This window comes from Stenotrophomonas humi (genome assembly GCF_001431415.1).
Lineage (GTDB): Bacteria > Pseudomonadota > Gammaproteobacteria > Xanthomonadales > Xanthomonadaceae > Stenotrophomonas > Stenotrophomonas humi.
This window is the reverse complement of record NZ_LDJI01000025.1, coordinates 93,216-111,592: the sequence shown is the minus strand read 5'-3', so window position 1 is coordinate 111,592 and position 18,377 is coordinate 93,216. Positions and strand designations below refer to the sequence as shown.

Annotated in this window: 9 protein-coding genes; 6 read left to right on the top strand and 3 right to left on the bottom strand. The window is 65.1% G+C overall.

Annotation, left to right across the window (positions count from 1 at the left end; translation table 11 throughout):
- Positions 1 to 120: 120 nt before the first annotated feature.
- Together ABB26_RS13080 and ABB26_RS13075 are read right to left on the bottom strand one after the other, a co-directional pair.
- Positions 121 to 852, bottom strand: coding sequence for a glutamine amidotransferase (locus ABB26_RS13080; protein WP_057634843.1), 732 nt, complete (start codon positions 850 to 852; stop codon positions 121 to 123).
- Positions 849 to 2,639: a GspE/PulE family protein gene (locus ABB26_RS13075; protein WP_484600314.1), complete on the bottom strand. Its 1,791-nt coding sequence runs from the start codon at positions 2,637 to 2,639 to the stop codon at positions 849 to 851. Before ABB26_RS13075 ends, ABB26_RS13080 begins: the two co-directional genes overlap by 4 nt.
- Before the next feature lie 107 nt (positions 2,640 to 2,746).
- On the opposite strand from ABB26_RS13075, the gene glyQ reads away from it, so the two are divergent.
- The 3 genes from glyQ to ABB26_RS13060 are packed head-to-tail and all read left to right on the top strand — an operon-like array spanning position 2,747 to position 7,296.
- Positions 2,747 to 3,658 (top strand): glycine--tRNA ligase subunit alpha, encoded by a 912-nt coding sequence (gene glyQ / locus ABB26_RS13070; RefSeq protein ID WP_057634839.1) that lies wholly within the window; start codon positions 2,747 to 2,749, stop codon positions 3,656 to 3,658.
- A complete protein-coding gene (glyS, locus tag ABB26_RS13065; protein WP_057634836.1) occupies positions 3,655 to 5,727 on the top strand; it encodes a glycine--tRNA ligase subunit beta in 2,073 nt (690 codons plus the stop codon). Before glyQ ends, glyS begins: the two co-directional genes overlap by 4 nt.
- Positions 5,728 to 5,730: 3 nt before the next feature.
- A complete protein-coding gene (locus tag ABB26_RS13060; protein ID WP_057634835.1) occupies positions 5,731 to 7,296 on the top strand; it encodes a tetratricopeptide repeat-containing sulfotransferase family protein in 1,566 nt (521 codons plus the stop codon).
- 51 nt (positions 7,297 to 7,347) lie between these two features.
- Here the strand turns inward: ABB26_RS13060 and ABB26_RS13055 are convergent, their stop codons facing one another.
- Positions 7,348 to 10,122, bottom strand: a complete 2,775-nt coding sequence (locus ABB26_RS13055; RefSeq protein WP_057634833.1) for a TonB-dependent receptor — start codon at positions 10,120 to 10,122, stop codon at positions 7,348 to 7,350.
- 190 nt (positions 10,123 to 10,312) lie between these two features.
- On the opposite strand from ABB26_RS13055, the gene ABB26_RS13050 reads away from it, so the two are divergent.
- The 3 genes from ABB26_RS13050 to ABB26_RS13040 all read left to right on the top strand — a co-directional run bounded on the left by ABB26_RS13050 (position 10,313) and on the right by ABB26_RS13040 (position 18,367).
- Positions 10,313 to 12,106, top strand: a complete 1,794-nt coding sequence (locus ABB26_RS13050) for an autotransporter assembly complex protein TamA (RefSeq protein WP_057634957.1) — start codon at positions 10,313 to 10,315, stop codon at positions 12,104 to 12,106.
- Positions 12,107 to 12,150: 44 nt separating this feature from the next.
- Positions 12,151 to 15,963: a translocation/assembly module TamB domain-containing protein gene (locus ABB26_RS13045; protein WP_057634955.1), complete on the top strand. Its 3,813-nt coding sequence runs from the start codon at positions 12,151 to 12,153 to the stop codon at positions 15,961 to 15,963.
- A 259-nt stretch (positions 15,964 to 16,222) separates the two neighbouring features.
- Positions 16,223 to 18,367, top strand: coding sequence for a S46 family peptidase (locus tag ABB26_RS13040; protein ID WP_057634830.1), 2,145 nt, complete (start codon positions 16,223 to 16,225; stop codon positions 18,365 to 18,367).
- Positions 18,368 to 18,377 lie beyond the last annotated feature (10 nt).

Here is an 18,377-nt window from a genome sequence, read left to right as displayed (position 1 = left end):
GGGTTATGAGCAACAAGTAACGGGGGAGGGTTGGGGAGGCGGGGCTTTCAGGTGGGCCGCGCCGGCTTCATGGGTACGGCCATCCCGCAGATACCGGCCCCGCCAAGGCGGCCGGCAACCTCAATGCGTCGAACTACCCCGGCGGACATGCCGCACGAACCGGCGCAGCAGCTGGCGGGCCAGCGGTGCGGCGCTCACATCGCGGGCGACGCTGCGTGCGCAGCCGCCGTGGCGGGCGATGCAGTCGGCGCGGGCGCGGACGTAGCCGCGCATGTGGTGGGTGGCGAATTCGGGGTGGAACTGCAGGCCCCAGGTCTGCTCACCCCAGCGGAAGGCGTGGCAGTTGTCCTGCGCCGAGCGGGCCAGCACGGTGGCACCGTCGGGGGCGCGTAGCACGGTCTGCAGATGGGTGGCGTGGGCCGGGAAACTGGCCGGCAGACCGGCGAACAAGGGGTCGGCGGCGGCCGGTGCTTCCAGTTCCAGCACGATGGTGCCGGACTCGCGGCCGGCCGGGTTGTAATCCACCTGCCCACCCAGCGCATGCGCCAGCAGCTGGTGGCCGTAGCAGATGCCCAGCAGCGGCATGCCGCCGTGGGCGGCGTCGCGCAGCCAGTCGGCGCTGCGTTCGCTCCAGTCGGCGCGGTCGGTGACGAAAGCCGCCGAGCCGGTCACGATGGTGGCCGCGAAATCGCCACGTTCGGGCAGTGCTTCACCGTGCTCGACGTTGACCACCACGGTCTCGGCCTCTTCCAGCCCGGCGGCGACGCGGATCCAGTGCGGGAAGCGCCCGTAACGGCGCAGGGTCGGGAACGGCTGCCCGGTTTCAACGATCAAGAACGGCTGGGGCTTCATTCCGAGGGCGGCAGGACAGACAGGACTTCCTCGATTGTAGTCAGCCCTGCGGCCACCTTTTCAAGCCCGGTGCGGCGCAGGGTACGCAGCCCTTCGTGGCGTGCAGCGCGGTTGAAGGCGGCCAGGTCCATGTCGCGGGTGATCAGTGCGCGCAGCCGCGAACCCAATGGCAGCAGCTCATATAGGCCGACGCGGCCCATGTAGCCGGTGCGCCGGCACTCCAGGCAACCGACCGGTGCATATGCAGTGACGACATCAGGTAATGCTTCATGGGCATCACGCAACGGCGCCCAATCGGCATCACTGAGTGCATCCGGCACCTTGCAGTGCGGGCACAGCGTGCGCACCAGGCGCTGCGCGAGCACGCCGTTGACGGTGGAAGCGATCAGGTAATGCGGCACGCCCAGGTCGAGCAGGCGGGTGATGGCCGACGGTGCGTCGTTGGTGTGCAGGGTCGACAGCACCAGGTGGCCGGTGAGCGAGGCCTGCACCGCCATCTGCGCGGTTTCCAGGTCGCGGATTTCGCCGATCATGATGATGTCCGGGTCCTGCCGCAGCAGGGTGCGCACGCCGCTGGCGAAATCCAGGTCGATGTTGGTCTGCACCTGCATCTGGTTGAACTCGGGCGCGATCATTTCGATCGGATCTTCCACCGTGCACACGTTCACGTCCGGCGTGGCCAGCCGCTTGAGCGTGGAATACAGGGTGGTGGTCTTGCCCGAGCCGGTGGGGCCGGTGACCAGCACGATACCGTGCGGGCGGGCAACCAGCTCGTTCCAGCCGGCGGCCTCTTCCGGGCTGAAGCCCAGCTGCTCGATGCTCTTGAACGCCGAGTCCGGGTCGAAGATGCGCATCACGCACTTCTCGCCGAACGCGGTGGGCATGGTCGACAGACGCATTTCCACCTCGCGGCCGCCCGGCGAGCGGGTCTTGATGCGGCCATCCTGCGGGCGACGGCGCTCGGCCAGGTCCATGCGGCCCAGCACCTTGACCCGGCTGATCACCGCGGTCATCACCGACGGTGGCAGCTCGAACACCTTGTGCAGCACGCCGTCGATACGGAAGCGCACCCGACCCATGTCGCGGCGTGGCTCCAGATGGATGTCGCTGGCGCGTTGTTCGTAGGCGTACTGCAGCAGCCAGTCGACGATGCTGACGACGTGGTGGTCGTCGGCGTTGACGTCGCCGGAGCTGCCCAGTTCCACCAGCTGCTCGAAACTGGGCAGGCCGCTGCTGTTGCCGCCATCGCGGGCGTCGCCGCGGGCACCGCGCACCGAGCGGGTGACACCGAAGAACTCCATCGAGTAGCGGTGCAGATCCAGCGGGTTGACCAGCACGATGTCGATACGGCGTCGGGTGAGGTGCTGCAGGTCCGGCACCCAGTCGCGCGCCATCGGCTCGCTGGTGGCCACCAGCACGCGCTCACTGTCCACCGCCAGCGGCAGGATGCGATGCCGGCGTGCGTAGGCATGGGACACCACGGCGGTGGCGGCGGCCACGTCGACGCGGGTCGGATCAATGCGCAGGTGGCGGGTGTTGGTACGTGCGGCCAGCCATTCGGTCAGTCGCTCCAGCGCCAGATCGCCGGAGGCCGGCGGGGCAGCGGCCAGCTTCAGGTTGGCCAGCAGCACCAGCGGGTGCACTTCGCTGGCGTTGCGCGCGCCCTGGGCCGAGAAACGGATGCGTTCCAGGTCATGCGCGGCGACCATGCCATCGCCCAGCAGGGCCGAGGCGACATTGGAAAACTGCAGCCTTCCCGGGGCGATGTTCACGGGAATGGGTGGTATCTGTGCGCTGTGCGCGGCCTGCTGTTCCACCCCTAACTCCTTGTCGGCACGGCCGCCGTGCGGTCGGTCGCTATACTAGCGCACCCCTTATGCACGGCTCAGGCAGCATGTCCGCGACCCCCAACGTTCCTATTACCTTCCAGGGCCTGATCCAGACCCTCAACGAATACTGGGCGAAGCAGGGTTGCGTGCTGATCCAGCCGCTGGATCTGGAAGTGGGCGCCGGTACCTTCCACCCGGCCACTTTCCTGCGTTCGATCGGCCCGGAAAGCTGGAATGCCGCCTACGTGCAGCCGTCGCGCCGTCCTACCGACGGCCGTTACGGCGAGAACCCCAACCGCCTGCAGCGCTACTACCAGTACCAGGTGGCGATGAAGCCCAGCCCGGACAACATCCAGCAGCTTTACCTGGATTCGCTCAAGGCGCTGGGCATCGACCCGCTGGTGCATGACCTGCGCTTCGTCGAGGACAACTGGGAGTCGCCGACCCTGGGCGCCTGGGGCCTGGGCTGGGAAATCTGGCTCAACGGCATGGAAGTCACCCAGTTCACCTACTTCCAGCAGGCCGGTGGCCTGGAGTGCAAGCCGGTGCTGGGCGAAATCACCTATGGCCTGGAGCGGCTCTGCATGTACCTGCAGAACTGCGACAACGTCTATGACCTGATCTGGACCTACGGCCCGGACGGCACCCCGGTCACCTACGGCGATGTCTACCTGCAGAACGAGGTGGAACAGAGCACCTACAACTTCGAGTACGCCGACGTGGAAGAAATGTTCCATCGCTTCGACGCCTGCGAGAAGGAAGCGCAGAAGCTGATCGACGTCGGCCTGCCGCTCCCGGCCTACGAACAGGTCTGCAAGGCATCGCATTCGTTCAACCTGCTTGACGCGCGCCGCGCCATCTCGGTGACCGAGCGCCAGCGTTACATCCTGCGCGTGCGCACGCTGGCCATGGCCGTGGCCAAACTGTACGAGGCCAAGCGCATCGAAGCCGTGGCCGCCAAGGAGGTGCAGGCATGAGCATGCAACCGCTGCTGATCGAACTGGGCGTGGAAGAGCTGCCGGTCAAGGCGCTGCCGGGTCTGGCGCAAGCCTTCTTTGATGGCGTGATCGACGGGTTGGCCAAGCGTGGCATCGCCTTCGAACGCGATGACGCCAAGCCGCTGTCCACCCCGCGCCGCCTGGCGGTGCTGCTGCCGGGCGTGGAAACCGAACAGCCCGAACAGCATTCGGAAGTGTTCGGCCCGTACCTGAACATCGCGCTGGACGCCAACGGCGAGCCGACCAAGGCATTGCAGGGCTTTGCTGCCAAGGCCGGCATCGACTGGACCGCGCTGGAGCGCACCACCGACGCCAAGGGCGAGCGTTTCGTGCTGCGTTCGGTCACCCCGGGTGCGCAGACTGCCGCGCTGTTGCCGGAGATCGTGCGCGAGGCCATCGCCGCGATGCCGATTCCCAAGCCGATGCGCTGGGGTAGTCACGAATACGCCTTCGCGCGTCCGGTGCATTGGCTGGTGCTGCTGCACGGCAACGACGTGGTTGATGCCGAACTGCTGGGTTTGAAGTCCGACCGGATGAGCCGCGGCCACCGCTTCATGGCCGACAAGCAGGTATGGCTGAGCAACCCGGGCGACTATGTTGAATCGCTGAAGGCCGCCAGCGTGCTGGTCGATGCCGACGCGCGCCGTGAGCGCATCGTCGCCGAGGTCAACGCCGCAGCCGCGCAGGCCGGTGGCGTGGCGCGCATCACCGACGACAACCTGGAACAGGTGGTCAACCTGGTTGAATGGCCGACGGCGGTGCTGTGCAGCTTCGAGCGCGAGTTCCTGGCAGTGCCGCAGGAAGCGCTGGTCGAGACGATGGAGGTCAACCAGAAGTTTTTCCCGGTGCTGGATGACGGCGGCAAGCTGACCGAGAAGTTCATCGGCATCGCCAACATCGAATCCAGGGACGTGGCCGAAGTGGCGAAGGGTTACGAGCGGGTGATCCGTCCGCGTTTCTCCGATGCCAAGTTCTTCTTCGACGAAGATATGAAGCAGGGCCTGGTGTCGATGGGCGACGGCCTGAAGACCGTCACCTACCAGGCCAAGCTCGGCAGCGTGGCCGACAAGGTGCAGCGTGTATCGGCGCTGGCCCAGGTCGTCGCCGCGCAGGTGGACGTGGATCCGGTGCATGCCAAGCGTGCTGCCGAACTGGCCAAGAACGACCTGCAGTCGCGCATGGTCAACGAGTTCCCGGAACTGCAGGGTATCGCCGGTCGCCACTATGCGCTGGCCGGTGGCGAATCGCCGTCGGTGGCCTTGGCCATCGACGAGGCTTACCAGCCGCGTTTTGCCGCCGATGACATCGCCGCCTCGCCGCTGGGCAAGGTGCTGGCGATTGCCGAGCGTCTGGACACGTTGGCCGGCGGCTTTGCCGCAGGCCTGAAGCCGACCGGCAACAAGGATCCGTTCGCGTTGCGTCGCAATGCGCTGGGGTTGGCGCGCAGCATCATCGAATCCGGCTTCGATCTGGACCTGCGCGCGCTGCTCACCGCCGCCAACGCTGGCTTGGCCGAGCGCAAGGTGCAGGCAGATGTTGGTGAGCTGTACGACTTCGTCGTCGACCGTCTGAAGGGTTACTACGCCGACAAGGGCGTGCCGGCCACCCACTTCAACGCCGTGGCCGAGCTGAAGCCGGCCTCGCTGTACGACTTCGATCGCCGTATCGATGCCATCGGCATCTTCGCCCAGCTGCCGGAGGCCGAAGCACTGGCCGCGGCCAACAAGCGCATCCGCAACATCCTGCGCAAGGCTGAAGGCGAGATCCCGGGCACGATCGATCCGTCGCTGCTGCGCGAGCCGGCCGAGAGCGAACTGGCCGAGGCCGTGGTCGCCGCCATCGACGACACCGGCACCGCACTGTCGCAGAAGGACTACGTGGCCGTGCTCGGCCGCCTGGCCCGTCTGCGTCCGCAGGTGGATGCGTTCTTCGACAACGTCATGGTCAACGCCGAAGAGCCCGCACTGCGCGGCAACCGCCTGGCGCTGCTGCGCACGCTGGGCGACCGCCTCGGCAGCGTGGCGGCGATCGAGCATCTGTCCAGCTGACGCATGGACGTCGGCGCCTCCTGGCAGTCCGCACAGGCCGCTCTGGCCCGGCGTGACATTCCCGAGGCCCGACGACACCTGCTTGCGGTGATTGAACAGCAACCCGCGCATGCCTATGCGCGGGTACTGTTGGCCGGCACGGTGCTGGCACAAGGCCGCCTGCGCGAGGCGGTGCAGCAGTTGCAGCATGCTGCGTCACTCGATTACCGCGACCCGGCATTGTTGTTGCGCGTCGCGCAGGCGCTGCTGCGGGTAGGTGACAGCGAAGGGGTGGCCGTGTTGATGCGGCAGGCCTGCGTGAATCAATGCAACGATGCCCCGACCCTGGCGGCTCTTGCACATGTGCTGCAGTCGCTGGGACTGCATGCCGATTCGCTGCGCTTGATGCGGCGTGCTGCCGACGCCGGTTTCGACAATCCGGATTTCCAGTATTTCCTCGGCGTGCAATTACAGTTCAATGGCGAGCTGGATGCTGCGGAGCAGGCGCTTATACATTGCCTGCAGGTACGCCCAGGCTACGGTCGAGCGGCACTGACGCTGGCCAGGCTGCGTCGATGGAGTGCAGCAAGCAACCACGTCGATATGCTGCGCCGGCAATTGACCATCGCGCCCGGCGACAGCGAAGAGGCCGCTGCGTTGTGGTTCGCCCTGTACAAGGAACGGGAAGACCTGGGCGATTACCACCAGGCCTGGCATGCATTGCGCGAAGGCAACCTCCTGATGTGGCGGCGGCTGCGGCATGACAGTGTTGTCGATCAGGGGCAGCACGATGCGATGGCGCAGCTGGCTGCCGCCGGTACTTTTGCAGGTGCGCCCACCGCGTTGCCGGAAGACGAAGGCCCCCAGCCCATCTTCATCGTCGGCATGCCGCGCTCGGGCACGACGGTGCTGGAGCGCATGCTGGGCAATCATTCGCAGGTGACATCGGCCGGCGAGCTGGGGGATTTCGCACAGCAGTTGCGCTGGGCGGCGGACCAATCCGGGCGCGCGTTGCTGGACCCTGCATTGCTGCGGGTGCTGCCCGATCTGGACTATGCCAGCGTCGGCCGGGGTTACCTGCAACAGACCCGTTGGCGCCTTGCAGGGCAACGCTGGTTCATCGACAAGCTGCCGCCCAATTACCTGTTGGCCGGTCCGATTGCGCGCGCGCTGCCAAAGGCGGTGATTGTCTACGTACGGCGTGATCCGATGGCGGTGTGCTTCTCGAACTACCGCGCGATGTTTGGTGAATCCTACGGTTACAGTTATGACTTCAATGCACTGGTGGTACATCACCGGGCGCATGCGCGCCTGATGGCCGCATGGCAGACGCATCTGCCGGGACGCGTGCTGGAGATCGATTACGAAGTGATGGTGCGGCAGCCGGATGTTGCCCTGTCGCAGGTGCTGCAGTGCTGTGGCCTGGCCAGTGAAAGCGGCGCCAGTGATCTCACCCGCAATGCCGCAGCGACGGCCACGTTGAGCAGCGTGCAGGTGCGCGAGCCGGTGCACGCCCGCAACATCGACGAGTGGCAGCGCTATGCGACGCAGCTTGAGCCGCTGCGCGAAAAGTTGCGGGCTGCCGGATAACAGAGGAGCGGCCAAAGCCGCTCCTCCGTCCCCACGAACTGCTCCGTCTTTTTACTGGGCGCGACCGAAGCGCCAGTTCATCTCCAGCATGTACGAGCGGCCGTAGCCGTTGTAGTTGAAGATGTTGTAGTACGGATACGAGGTGTAGGTGCGATCACGCGGCGGTCGTTCGTTGGTCAGGTTGTTGGCGGTGACGCTCAGTGAGACATCATCGGTAACCGCATAGTCCAGGGTCAGGTTGAAGGTGGTCCATGCCTTGACCTTGCCGGCATCATCCGCAGCGTAGCCCTCAGTGGTGTCCTGGGCGGCGAAGTTGGGCGTACGCCCGTAGCGGATGCCGTACAGCGTCGTCGTCAGGTCACCCATCTGCCAGCCCAGCGTGCCGCTGAAGATGTTCTTGAACTCGGACGAGTAGTACGGATTGCGCAGCAGGTCGATCACCGGATCCTCCGGATACTGCTGGCTTTCGTGCTTGAGCGTGACGTTGTAGCGCGCGCCCACCATGAAGCTGCCCCAGTTGTCGGTGGCCCAGCGATAGTCCAGGTTGGCTGTGATGCCGCTGACATCCTCCTTGGCGACGTTGATCGGGTTCACCGCCACGGTGTCGATCTGGTTGGGCTGCGGCGCATTGGGGCCGGCGCGGCCGATGCGTGCCAAGGCATCGATGCAGGTGGGCGAACTGGCGTCGAGCTGGCCCTGGCGGCACGCGGCTTCGTTGCGCAGCAGCAGGTCCAGATCGAGGTCGGCGACCTTGTTGTCGATCTTGATGCGGTAGTAGTCGGCGCTGATTGTGAAGCTGTTGTTGGGCGACCAGACGACCCCGCCGCCCCATGATTTGGCGGTGATCGATTTCAGATCACCATTGCCGGAGCGGGAGCCGCGCACCTGTTCGTCGTTGAGTGTGCACTGGCTGATCGGGACGCCCGGTTGCTCGGTGGCGCAGCGGTAGTAGTCCGGAACGAAGGTGTAGAAGCCGCTGTCGCCTGCAAAGACGTAGGCCATGTCCGGCGACTTGAACGCGGTGGCGTAGTTGCCGCGGAACAGCAGCGAATCGATCGGCCGGAATTCCAGCGCGGCCTTGTAAGTGGCGCGGGAATCACTGCCGCCACCATCATTCTTGTAGTCGTCATAACGCCCGGACAGGCTGGCGGTGAGTTTGCTGAAGATCGGTACGCGCAGCTCCACCGCCGCGGCCCAGTTGTCGCGCTTGCCCTTGCCCTGGGTGCCGCTGAGCCCCCAGAACTGGTCGCTGACCACGCGTGTATCGGTGGGGTTGCTCCACGACTGTTGGCCGGCCTGCAGCACGCCGGCAAAGCCGACATCACCGGCGGGCAGGGTGAACAGCGAGGTGTTGGTGAACTGCAGGTTGACGTTCTGTGTCCAGGTCTTGGATTTGGTGCGGATCTCACCCTGGAAGCTGCGGTACTGCTCGGGCGTCAGTGCCTGATAGAAGCCTGCATCGTTTGGCTCGTAGATTGGATAACCGTAGTACTCACCCAACTGCGGGCCGAGGAAGTGCTCGCGGAAGAAGTCTTCCATCTTGTCTTTCAGCGGCCACCATTGGCGGCTGTCGATGTGGTACTCGGAGCGGGCGTAGTAGGCGTTGTAATCCCAGTTGGACTGGCCCACCGCACCCTTGATGCCGAGGGCGATGTTGTACGAATCGGCGGTCTGGCGCTCGTTGTTGAAGTTGAGGTCGCCGGTTTCCTCGGGCGAGAAGATGCGCTGGTAGCTCTCCAGGTCGCCGGTGAGGTTGTTGAAGATGTAGCCGCTGGTATCCAGTGAGGGTTGCCAGAAACGCGAGCCGGAGTTGCTTTCGTTCTTGGTGCGGTTGACCAGCAACGTCGCATACAGATCGGTGCTGTCGTTGAACGCATAGTTCAAGTTGGCGTAGCCGGACGCACTGCGTTCCTTATTGAGGATTGACGAATAGCCGGGCTCATAGCGGCTGCCGCAATAGTTGCCGCGACCGGGTCGCGTGTCGTAGATGGTGGTGCCCCCGAACAGTCCGGCCAGCGGCGCGCAGGCGTCTGCGCCAGGATCGATATAGGCGCCGCTGCTGCTGTTGTGGACGAAGGTGCGGCTGCCATAGCGCGCATCCGCGTCGGGGTTGTCGTTGGTGGAGTCGAAGTCCTTGCGGTTGAGGCCGTAGATCGGATCCTGGTTGCTCAACTGCAGGCCCCAGGTCACATCGAGCTTGTCCCAGCTGTGGCCGCTGGTCAGCTGGAAGCGCTGGTTGTTGCCGCCGCCACCGTCATAGCTGCCGATGCGGAAGCTCATCTCGGTGCCGTCGATCTTCTTCTTCAGGATGATGTTGACCACGCCGGCGATGGCGCTGGAGCCGTAGATGGACGACTGGTTGCCGGGGGCGATGTCGATGCGCTCCACCATCGCGGTGGGAATGCTCGCCAGATCCACGAAATTGCTCTGCCCGTTGTAGAGCAGCGGGTAGTCAGCCATCGGCCGGCCATCGATCAGCACCAGGGTGAAGCCCGGGTCCAGGCCGAGCAGGCTGATCGGCTTGGCAGAGGCCGTGAAGCCGCCCGAGAACTGGCTGTCCTGCACCGCGCCGGTCGCCAGTGGCTGCGAGCGCAGCACTTCGTAGACGTCCTTGAAGCCCTGTCGTTGGATGTCCTGGGAGGTGATGGACGTGATCGGAGTCGCGGTCTCGACCTGCACCTGCGGGATCAGCGAGCCGGTGACGGTGATCTTGTCGAGGGTCTCCACGTCCCGCTTGTCATCGGTGGGCTGGGATTGGGCGAAGGAAAGAGGGGAATAAGCGGTAATGACGGCACAGACTGCCGTGGCCAACAGGTGTGGTTTCATCGTTTATTTCCTGACGCATCGAATTGAGGGCAATGCCCAGTCAGGCCGGTTGCTCCTTCCAGGAGCGGAGTTCTTCCGGGATTACGTCACGCACGAATGTCAGCTGCCGGTGAGGCTGGTGCGTTTACGATAATTTAACCAAAGCCGTGAACGTTGCGTGATGCTTTGGGTCTTCACGCAACGCATCGGTATGCTTGTTCACATGCTGCCAAAGATTTTTGCTTTTTTATCCCTGACCGCGCTCCTCGTAGCGCCCCTCGCCCATGCCCGTGGAACCGTCCAGAAGGTGGAGATCAAGGGGTTGGACAAGGGCGATGACGCCGCCATCCTTGAGAACATCGAGGTCTCGCTGTCGCTGTATGACGTGATCGACAAGGTCCAGGGCGAGTCGCGACTGGAGTACCTGCTGTCGCAGGCCGAGCGCCAGACCCGCCAGGCGCTGGAGCCGTTCGGCTACTACAACCCCACCATCTCCGTGGAGGCGCCACGCGAGGGCGACAACGTGCGGGTGGTGATCCAGGTGGACAAGGGCCCGCAGATCAAGGTGCGCCAGGACGAGGTGATCATCACCGGCCCCGCCTCGCGCGACCGCTACCTGCAGGAAGACCTGGAGGCATTCCAGCCCAAGTCCGGGCAGCCGTTCGATTCGGTCAATTACGAGGCCAGCAAGGTCACCATCACCCGGCGCCTGGCCGAGCGCGGTTACTTCGATGCCGACTTCACCCAGCGCAAGGTGGAAGTCACCCGGGCCGAGAACGCGGCCGACATCTTCCTCAGCTGGGACAGTGGCCGCCGCTACAACATGGGGCCGATCACCTTCCAGGAGGATTACTTCCGCCCGGGCCTGTTCGACCCGCTGGTGTACTGGGAAGAAGGCAGCTACTGGCATGAAGGCAAGCTCGACCGCCTGCGCGAGTCGCTGACCAAACTCGACTATTTCAGCGTCATCGACATCCAGCCGCATCCCGAGCAGGCCGATGAGAACGGCGATGTGCCGGTGAACGTGAAGCTGACCAAGGCCAAGCGCACCATCTACACCGCCGGTGTCAGCTTCGGCAGCGAGAGCGGCGCCGGTGTGCGCGGCGGCGTGGAACGCCGCTACGTCAACCGCCGTGGGCATAAGCTCAACACGCAGCTGGACTACGCACAGCGGCGCAAGAGCCTGATCACCAGCTACCGCGTGCCTGGCTTCCGTTGGCTGGACGGCTGGTACACCTACGCGATCAGTGCCTACGACGAGCAGACCGACTACATCGACCTGCGCAACGTGAAGCTCATCGCCAGCCGCAGCGGTGAGATCAACGAGCACTGGACCGCCATCGTCTCGATGAACGCTTTGCGCGAGCGCTGGGGGTACAACTCCGGCAATACCTTCGACAAGCGGCTGTACCAGTACTCCACGCTCGTTTATCCGCAGTTGACCGGCGACTACGTGAACGTGGACGACGAGAGTTTTCCGCGTAGTGGCATCAGCGGCAACGCCACGGTGCGGGGTGGCATTGAAGGTGCCGGCTCGGATACCAGCTTCGTCCAGGCGGACATGACCCTGCGCTGGTACATCCCGGTGGGCGATGCCGACCGCCTTATCCTGCGCGGCCAGGCCGGTACCACCTGGACCAGCGATCTGGTGTCGATGCCGCCGAGCCTGCGTTACTTCGCCGGTGGCGACCGCTCCATCCGTGGCTACGCCTACCGCGAAGTGGGCCCGCGTACCCCGGCCCCGGACAAATACGCGCTCGGTGCCAAGAACGTGGTGGTGGGCTCGGCCGAGTACGAGCATTACTTCAATGGTGGCCCGTGGGGCGCGGCGGTGTTCGTCGATACCGGCAGCGCCTTTGACAACACCATCGACCTGCATACCGGCGTGGGTTTCGGCGTGCGCTGGAAATCCCCGGTCGGCCCCGTGCGCATTGATATCGCCCGCGGCTTGAACAGCCCGGATTCGGCCTTCCAGCTGTACCTCAACATCGGAGCCGACCTGTGAGCCGCCGCCCGGATGACGTAAGCCCGGAAGAACGCGAAGCGCGCATCGCCGAACTGCGTGCCAAGCGCAAGGCGCGCCTGCGCAAGCTGGCCGTGCGCAGTGGCATCACCATCACCGCGCTGGTGTTGCTGGGCCTGTTTGCGGTGTATTGGCTGCTGCAGACCGTGGCAGGGCGTGAAGTGCTGCTGGCGCAGGTGGTGGCGCGCCTGCCGGCCAATTCGTCGCTGACCTGGAGCAAGGCCGAAGGCCCGCTGGCCGGCCCGTTGATCCTGCACGACCTCGATTTCCGCTACGAAGACCTGCATTTCACTGCCGCGCAGGCCTATCTGGACCCGGACATCCGCCCGCTGCTGGGCCGCAAGCTGCGCCTGGACGCACTACGCATCACCGATGCCACGCTGGACCTGGGCCCGTCGGAAGACAAACCCTTCGAGCTGCCGAACTGGCCGGACGTGCTGCCTGCGATCGAACTGCCGCTGGCCCTGCAGGCCGACACCATCGTGGTCGATGGCCTGCGTATCAGCCAGGTGCAGGAGCCGGTGATCGACATCACCCGCATCCGCGGCGGACTGGAAGCGGCCGATGGCGAGTTCCGTGCCGTCCAGATCAAGGTCAACAGCAACCTTGGCGATTTCCGCATCGACGGCCATTACCTGCCGCGCAACGATTACGACACAGACCTCACCGTGCGCGCACTGATGCCGGCGCGGCCGGGCCAGCCCGCAGCACGGTTGGGCCTGGTGGCGCGTGGTGATCTGGCGCACATGGAAGTGGCGTTGGCCGGTTACGCGCCCAAGCCGCTGCATGCCAGCCTGATCCTGGATGGCCGCGACAATCCGGTGTGGAACATTGCCGCGCGTTCGGAAGAACTGGATCTGGGCCAGCTGGTGCCGGCGCAGTTCATGGCCGAAGCGCCCGCTCCACTGGCGCTGGATTTCACCGCGCGTGGCCGTGGCGGCCAGGCTCAGTTGCAGGGCCGCGTGCGCCAGGGCGAGCAGGAGCTGGTGCTGGCACCGTCCAACGTCGCCATCGACAAGCAGGTGCTGACCGTCGCACCGCTGGTGGCCGAAGTATTCGGCGGCAGCGTGCGGCTGCAGGGCACCGCGGATTTCAGCGACGCGCAGAACCCCGGCTTCCGCTTTGCGGTGGTGGCCAACCAGCTGACCTGGATGCCGGAGCCCGATCCCTCCGCGCCGGATACCGCGCCGGTGCCGATGCACCTGAAAGAAGCACGGCTGGGCGTGGCCGGCAACCTCAAGAACTGGGCCGCCATCGGCACGGCCGACGTCGCCCGCGATGCACAGGACGCCAGCCTCGATTTCGACGTGCGTGGCAATGACCAGCAGGCCCGCATCGAACAGCTCAAGGCGACCACGCCGGGCGGCTCGCTGGACCTGACCGGCTCGGCGGCATGGGCACCGATGCTGGCCTGGGATGTAGACGCCAGGCTGGCCGGTTTCGACCCTGGTTACTTCCTGCCGGGTTGGGAGGGCAACCTGTCCGGTACGCTCGCCTCCCAGGGCAAGCAGTTGCCGGCGCCAGCCGGTACTGACGAGATGCGCTTTGAGGCCACCGTGGACGTGCCGCAGCTCAAGGGCAGGTTGCGTGGTCGCAGCGTGGATGCACGCGCCAAGCTCGCCTTGCAGGGCACCCAGGGCGAGGGCGACGTGCGTCTGGTGGTGGGCGACAGCCGCATCGAAGCCAAGGGCAAGGTCGGCGACCGCATGAACGTGGACGCACGGCTGGAGCCGCTGCATCTGTCCGACCTGCTGCCCGGCAGCAGTGGCAGTCTGGCCGGCACCCTGCAGTTGCGAGGCACGCCAAGCCAGCCGGACATCACCGCCGACCTGCGCGGCAACAGCCTGCAATGGGATGACTGGAAAGCCGGCCAGATCAGCATCAACGGCCGTCTGCCGTGGCAGGGCGACAACGGTGCCCTGCAGGTGCAGGGCAGCGCGGTGGAAGTGGGCATGCTGCTGGACCAGGTGCGCATCAATGCGCGTGGCAGCCTGCAGAACCTGCATCTGGATGCGGAGACCGGTAACGAACTGGGTGCCATCGCGCTCAGTGGCAGCGTGCGTCAGGCCGGGCAGGCGTGGCGTGGTGAACTGGCCTCGCTGCGGCTGGCGCCGGTCAAGGGCGCGCCGTGGCAATTGCGCCAGCCCGCGGCGTTCAACGTGCAGGGCAGCAACTTCACCCTCGGCGAAGCCTGCCTGGGGTCGACCACCGGCGGTGCGGTGTGCGCGAGCGCCAACTGGCCGCGTGACGGTCTGAAGCTGCGCGGCGATGCACTGCCGCTGGCGCTGGTGCAGCCGTGGTTGCCGCCCAATGCCGGCCGTACGCTGCACCTGCGTGGCGAAGTCACCTTCGACGGCGACATCCGCCCGCGTGGCAATGCGTTTGAAGGCGGCTTCAAGGTGGCCTCGGCCGAGGGCGGCATCCGCCTGGGTGACAACGCCCGTGGCGAGCTGGTGCGTTATGACCATTTCTCGCTCAACCTGGAAATGCAGCCCAACAGCATCAAGGGTTTCCTCGGTGTCGGTTTCCAGGGCGACGGCTTCGTCGATGCCAAGGTGCAGACCGGTTGGGAACCGGGCGCTGCACTCAACGGTGAGCTGTACCTCAACATGTCGCGGCTGTACTGGCTGGAGTTGTTCTCGCCGGATCTGGTGCGGCCCAAGGGGTTGATCGAAGGTCATGTGAGCCTGCGCGGGACACGCGGGCAACCGACCCTGGGCGGTGACGCCAAGCTCAGCAATTTCACCGGTGAACTGCCGGCGCTGGGCCTGACCCTGAGCGAAGGCGCCGCCACCTTCATCGCCCAGCCCGATGGCTCGGCGCGTATCAACGCCGCAGCCAAAACCGGTGGCGAAGGCACGCTGAAGGTGGATGGTGGCCTGTCGTGGTTTGGCGATGCCCAGCCGCTGCAGCTGCATATCTCCGGCGACAAGGTGCTGCTGGCCAACACCAGCGAACTGCGCGTGGTCGCCAATCCGGATCTGGACTTCACCTTGGCCGGCACCGCGATGGAACTGCGCGGCAGCGTGCACGTGCCCGAGGCTGATCTGGACCTGGAGCGTCTGGATCGCGGTACCTCCGTGTCCGAAGACGTGGTGGTGCTGGATCCGGTGGACCCGGCAGAAGGTCCGTCCTCGCCGCTGGACATGGACCTGACCGTGAGTCTGGGCGACAAGGTCAAGATGACCGGTTTCGGCCTCAAGGGCGCGCTGACCGGGCGCATGCAGGTGCGTGCCCGACCGGGCCGCGAGATGACCGCCAACGGCGGTCTGGAGGTGAGTGGTCGCTACAAGGCCTACGGCCAGGACCTGACCATCACCGACGGCCAACTGCTGTGGAACTACGGCATCGTTTCGGACCCGCGCATCAACATCAAGGCTGAGCGTGCGATCGGCGACGTCACCGCGGGCATCCACGTCACCGGCCGCGCGCAGGCGCCGAAGGTGGACGTGTGGTCGGATCCGGCGATGTCGCAATCCGAAGCGCTGGCGTACCTGGTGCTCGGCCGCAGCCTGAGCATGGCCAGCAACGACCAGGCACAGCAGGTCAATGCCGCTTCGGCGGCCCTGTCGGCCGGCAGTGGCCTGCTGGCCGCGCAGGTCGGCGCCAAGCTGGGCCTGGATGATGCTGGTGTAAGCCAGTCACGCGCGCTGGGCGGCTCGGTGATCGGCGTGGGCAAATACATCACGCCCAAGCTTTACGTCGGCTACGGTGTGTCGCTGGTCGGCAGCGGCTCGGTGCTGACGCTGAAGTACCTGCTGCGTCGCGGCTTCGACATCGAAGTGGAATCGTCCACGGTGGAAAACCGCGGCTCGGTGAACTGGCGCACGGAGAAGTAATTCGGAGGGATGCAGGAGTGGTATCGGCAACGACGCCACCTTCCTGCCCTCCAGCGCCGAGTAGGGAAGTTGCGTTCTGAGAGTTCAGGTTGTGCTTTCAGGGGGCTGTCACTCCGTTGCTTGCAGGGCAGGATTGGGAGGGGCTGCGATTGGCTCTGCATTGCTCCCATCGAATCTCCAGTCCATGACCGCTGGCGGTTGCCGCCCTCGGGCGGCGCCGCTACTGTCCACGCCTGTTCTGTATTTCGCTGGAGTTCCAATGACGCGCAAACCGCTTACCGCCGCGCTGGTGCTGGGCATGAGCCTGGCTGCTGCCGCCAACGCCAACGAGGGCATGTGGATGCCCACGCAGTTGCCTGAGTTGGCAAAAACGCTGAAGGAAGCCGGTTTCAAGGGCAATCCGGCGGAATTGGCCGATGTCACCGCGCCGCCGTTGAGTGCGGTGGTACGTGTGGGGGGCGGCACCGGTGCGTTCGTGTCCGGTGATGGCTTGTTGCTGACCAACCACCATGTGGCCTATGGCGTGATCCAGTACAACGCCAGCAAGGAACACGACACGATCAACGAGGGCTTCATCGCCCAGGGCCGCGCTGATGAGCGTGCGGCCAATCCGGATTACCGCGTGCTGGTGACGGTGGGCTTCGACAAGGTCACCGATGACGTGCTCAAGGACGCGCGCGGCAAGACCGGCCGTGCCTACTACGACGCGGTGGAAAACGCGCGCAAGCGCATCGTCGCCGACTGTGAAGCCGAAGGTGGCGTGCGCTGTTCGGTGGCCAACATGTATTACGGCACCGATTTCTACCGCATCCGCCAGCTGGAGCTGACTGACATCCGCCTGGTCTACGCGCCGCCGCGCGCCATCGGCAATTATGGCGATGAAGTCGACAACTTCATGTGGCCGCGCCACACCGGTGACTTCACCCTGCTGCGTGCCTACGTTGGCAAGGACGGCAAGCCGGCGCCTTACAACAAGGACAACGTTCCCTACCAGCCGCCAGCACACCTGAAGATGGCGGCTGATGGCCCGAAGGAAGGTGACTACGCGATGCTGGCCGGTTACCCGGGAACCACCTATCGCCTTCGCACCGCCGCCGAGTTCAGCAACCAGATCGACACCGTGCTGCCGCGCCGCGTTGATGTGTTCCAGCAGTTGATCGACACCATTGAAGCCATCGGCAAGACCAATGCCGATGCGCGTACCCGCTATGCGTCCCAGCTGCAATCGCTGAAGAACAACCGCAAGCGCGCGGCCGGTGAGCTGGAAGGCCTGCTGCGTAGCGATGCCAAAACCCAGCGTGCCCAGGACGAGCAGGCCATGCTGGCCGCCACCGACAGCAAGTACAAAGCCGACATCGATGCGTTGTTCGCATCGCTGGCAGCGGATCGTGAAGTGGGAAGCAGCGAGTTCCTGGTGACATTGCTGTCCAGCCAGACCCAGCTGCTGCGCTCGGCGTTGCTGCTTGAGCGGTTGCGCGTGGAATCGCTCAAGCCCGACGCCGAGCGCGAAGCTGGTTACCAGCAGCGCGATCAGGCGCTGATCGAAGGTGTGCTCAAGCAGGTACAGCGTCGCTACGACCCCGTCGTGGAGAAAGCGATTCTCACCGCGCTGCTCACCCGCTATCAGCAGCTGCCCGATGCACAGCGCAACGCGCACTACGACAACCTGTTCGGCCGTACGCCGGCGCAGCTGACCACGCGTCTGGACACGTTGTACGCACAGACGCGCCTGGGTGATGAAGCGCAGCGTCTGTCGCGCTTTGAAAGCGCCCGCAAGGGTGGCGCGATTGAAAGCGACCCGCTGGCATCGGTGGCCTCGGCTTTGGTGGTGGCCCAGCTCGACGCCGAGCGCCAAAGCAAGGAACGCGAAGGCGAACAGCTGCGTCTGCGTCCGTCCTACATGCAGGCGTTGTTCGCCTGGCGTGCAACGCAGGGCCGTGCGGTGTACCCGGATGCCAACAGCACGCTGCGCATCAGCTACGGCAAAGTCGAAGCACTGCATCCGCGTGATGCAGTGAGTTATTCACCGGTCACCACGGTGGCTGGCATCGCCGAGAAAAACACCAACACGGTGCCGTTCGATGCACCCAAGCCGCTGCTGGCGGCCATCGCCAAGGGCGATTTCGGCAGCACTGCCGATCCGGTGCTGAAGACGCAGACGGTCAACTTCCTGACCAACCTGGATACCACCGGAGGCAACTCCGGCTCACCGGTGCTCAACGCGCGTGGTGAGCTGATCGGCCTGAACTTCGATTCCAACTGGGAATCGGTGAGTGCCAGTTGGTGGTTCGATCCGCGGTACAAGCGCGCGGTGCATGTGGACATGCGCTACCTGCGCTGGTTGCTGGCCAAGGTTTACCCGGCACCGGAGTTGTTGAAGGAAATGGGCGTCCCGGCGGAGTAGGCCGTGACGC

What these genes read in the sequence shown, in the direction of transcription:
- ABB26_RS13050 (WP_057634957.1), top strand. Translation starts at nt 10,313, where the DNA reads ATGCTTGTTCACATGCTGCCAAAGATTTTTGCTTTTTTATCCCTGACC.
- glyQ (WP_057634839.1), top strand. Translation starts at nt 2,747, where the DNA reads ATGTCCGCGACCCCCAACGTTCCTATTACCTTCCAGGGCCTGATCCAG.
- ABB26_RS13080 (WP_057634843.1), bottom strand. Translation starts at nt 852, where the DNA reads ATGAAGCCCCAGCCGTTCTTGATCGTTGAAACCGGGCAGCCGTTCCCG.
- ABB26_RS13040 (WP_057634830.1), top strand. Translation starts at nt 16,223, where the DNA reads ATGACGCGCAAACCGCTTACCGCCGCGCTGGTGCTGGGCATGAGCCTG.
- glyS (WP_057634836.1), top strand. Translation starts at nt 3,655, where the DNA reads ATGAGCATGCAACCGCTGCTGATCGAACTGGGCGTGGAAGAGCTGCCG.
- ABB26_RS13060 (WP_057634835.1), top strand. Translation starts at nt 5,731, where the DNA reads ATGGACGTCGGCGCCTCCTGGCAGTCCGCACAGGCCGCTCTGGCCCGG.
- ABB26_RS13055 (WP_057634833.1), bottom strand. Translation starts at nt 10,122, where the DNA reads ATGAAACCACACCTGTTGGCCACGGCAGTCTGTGCCGTCATTACCGCT.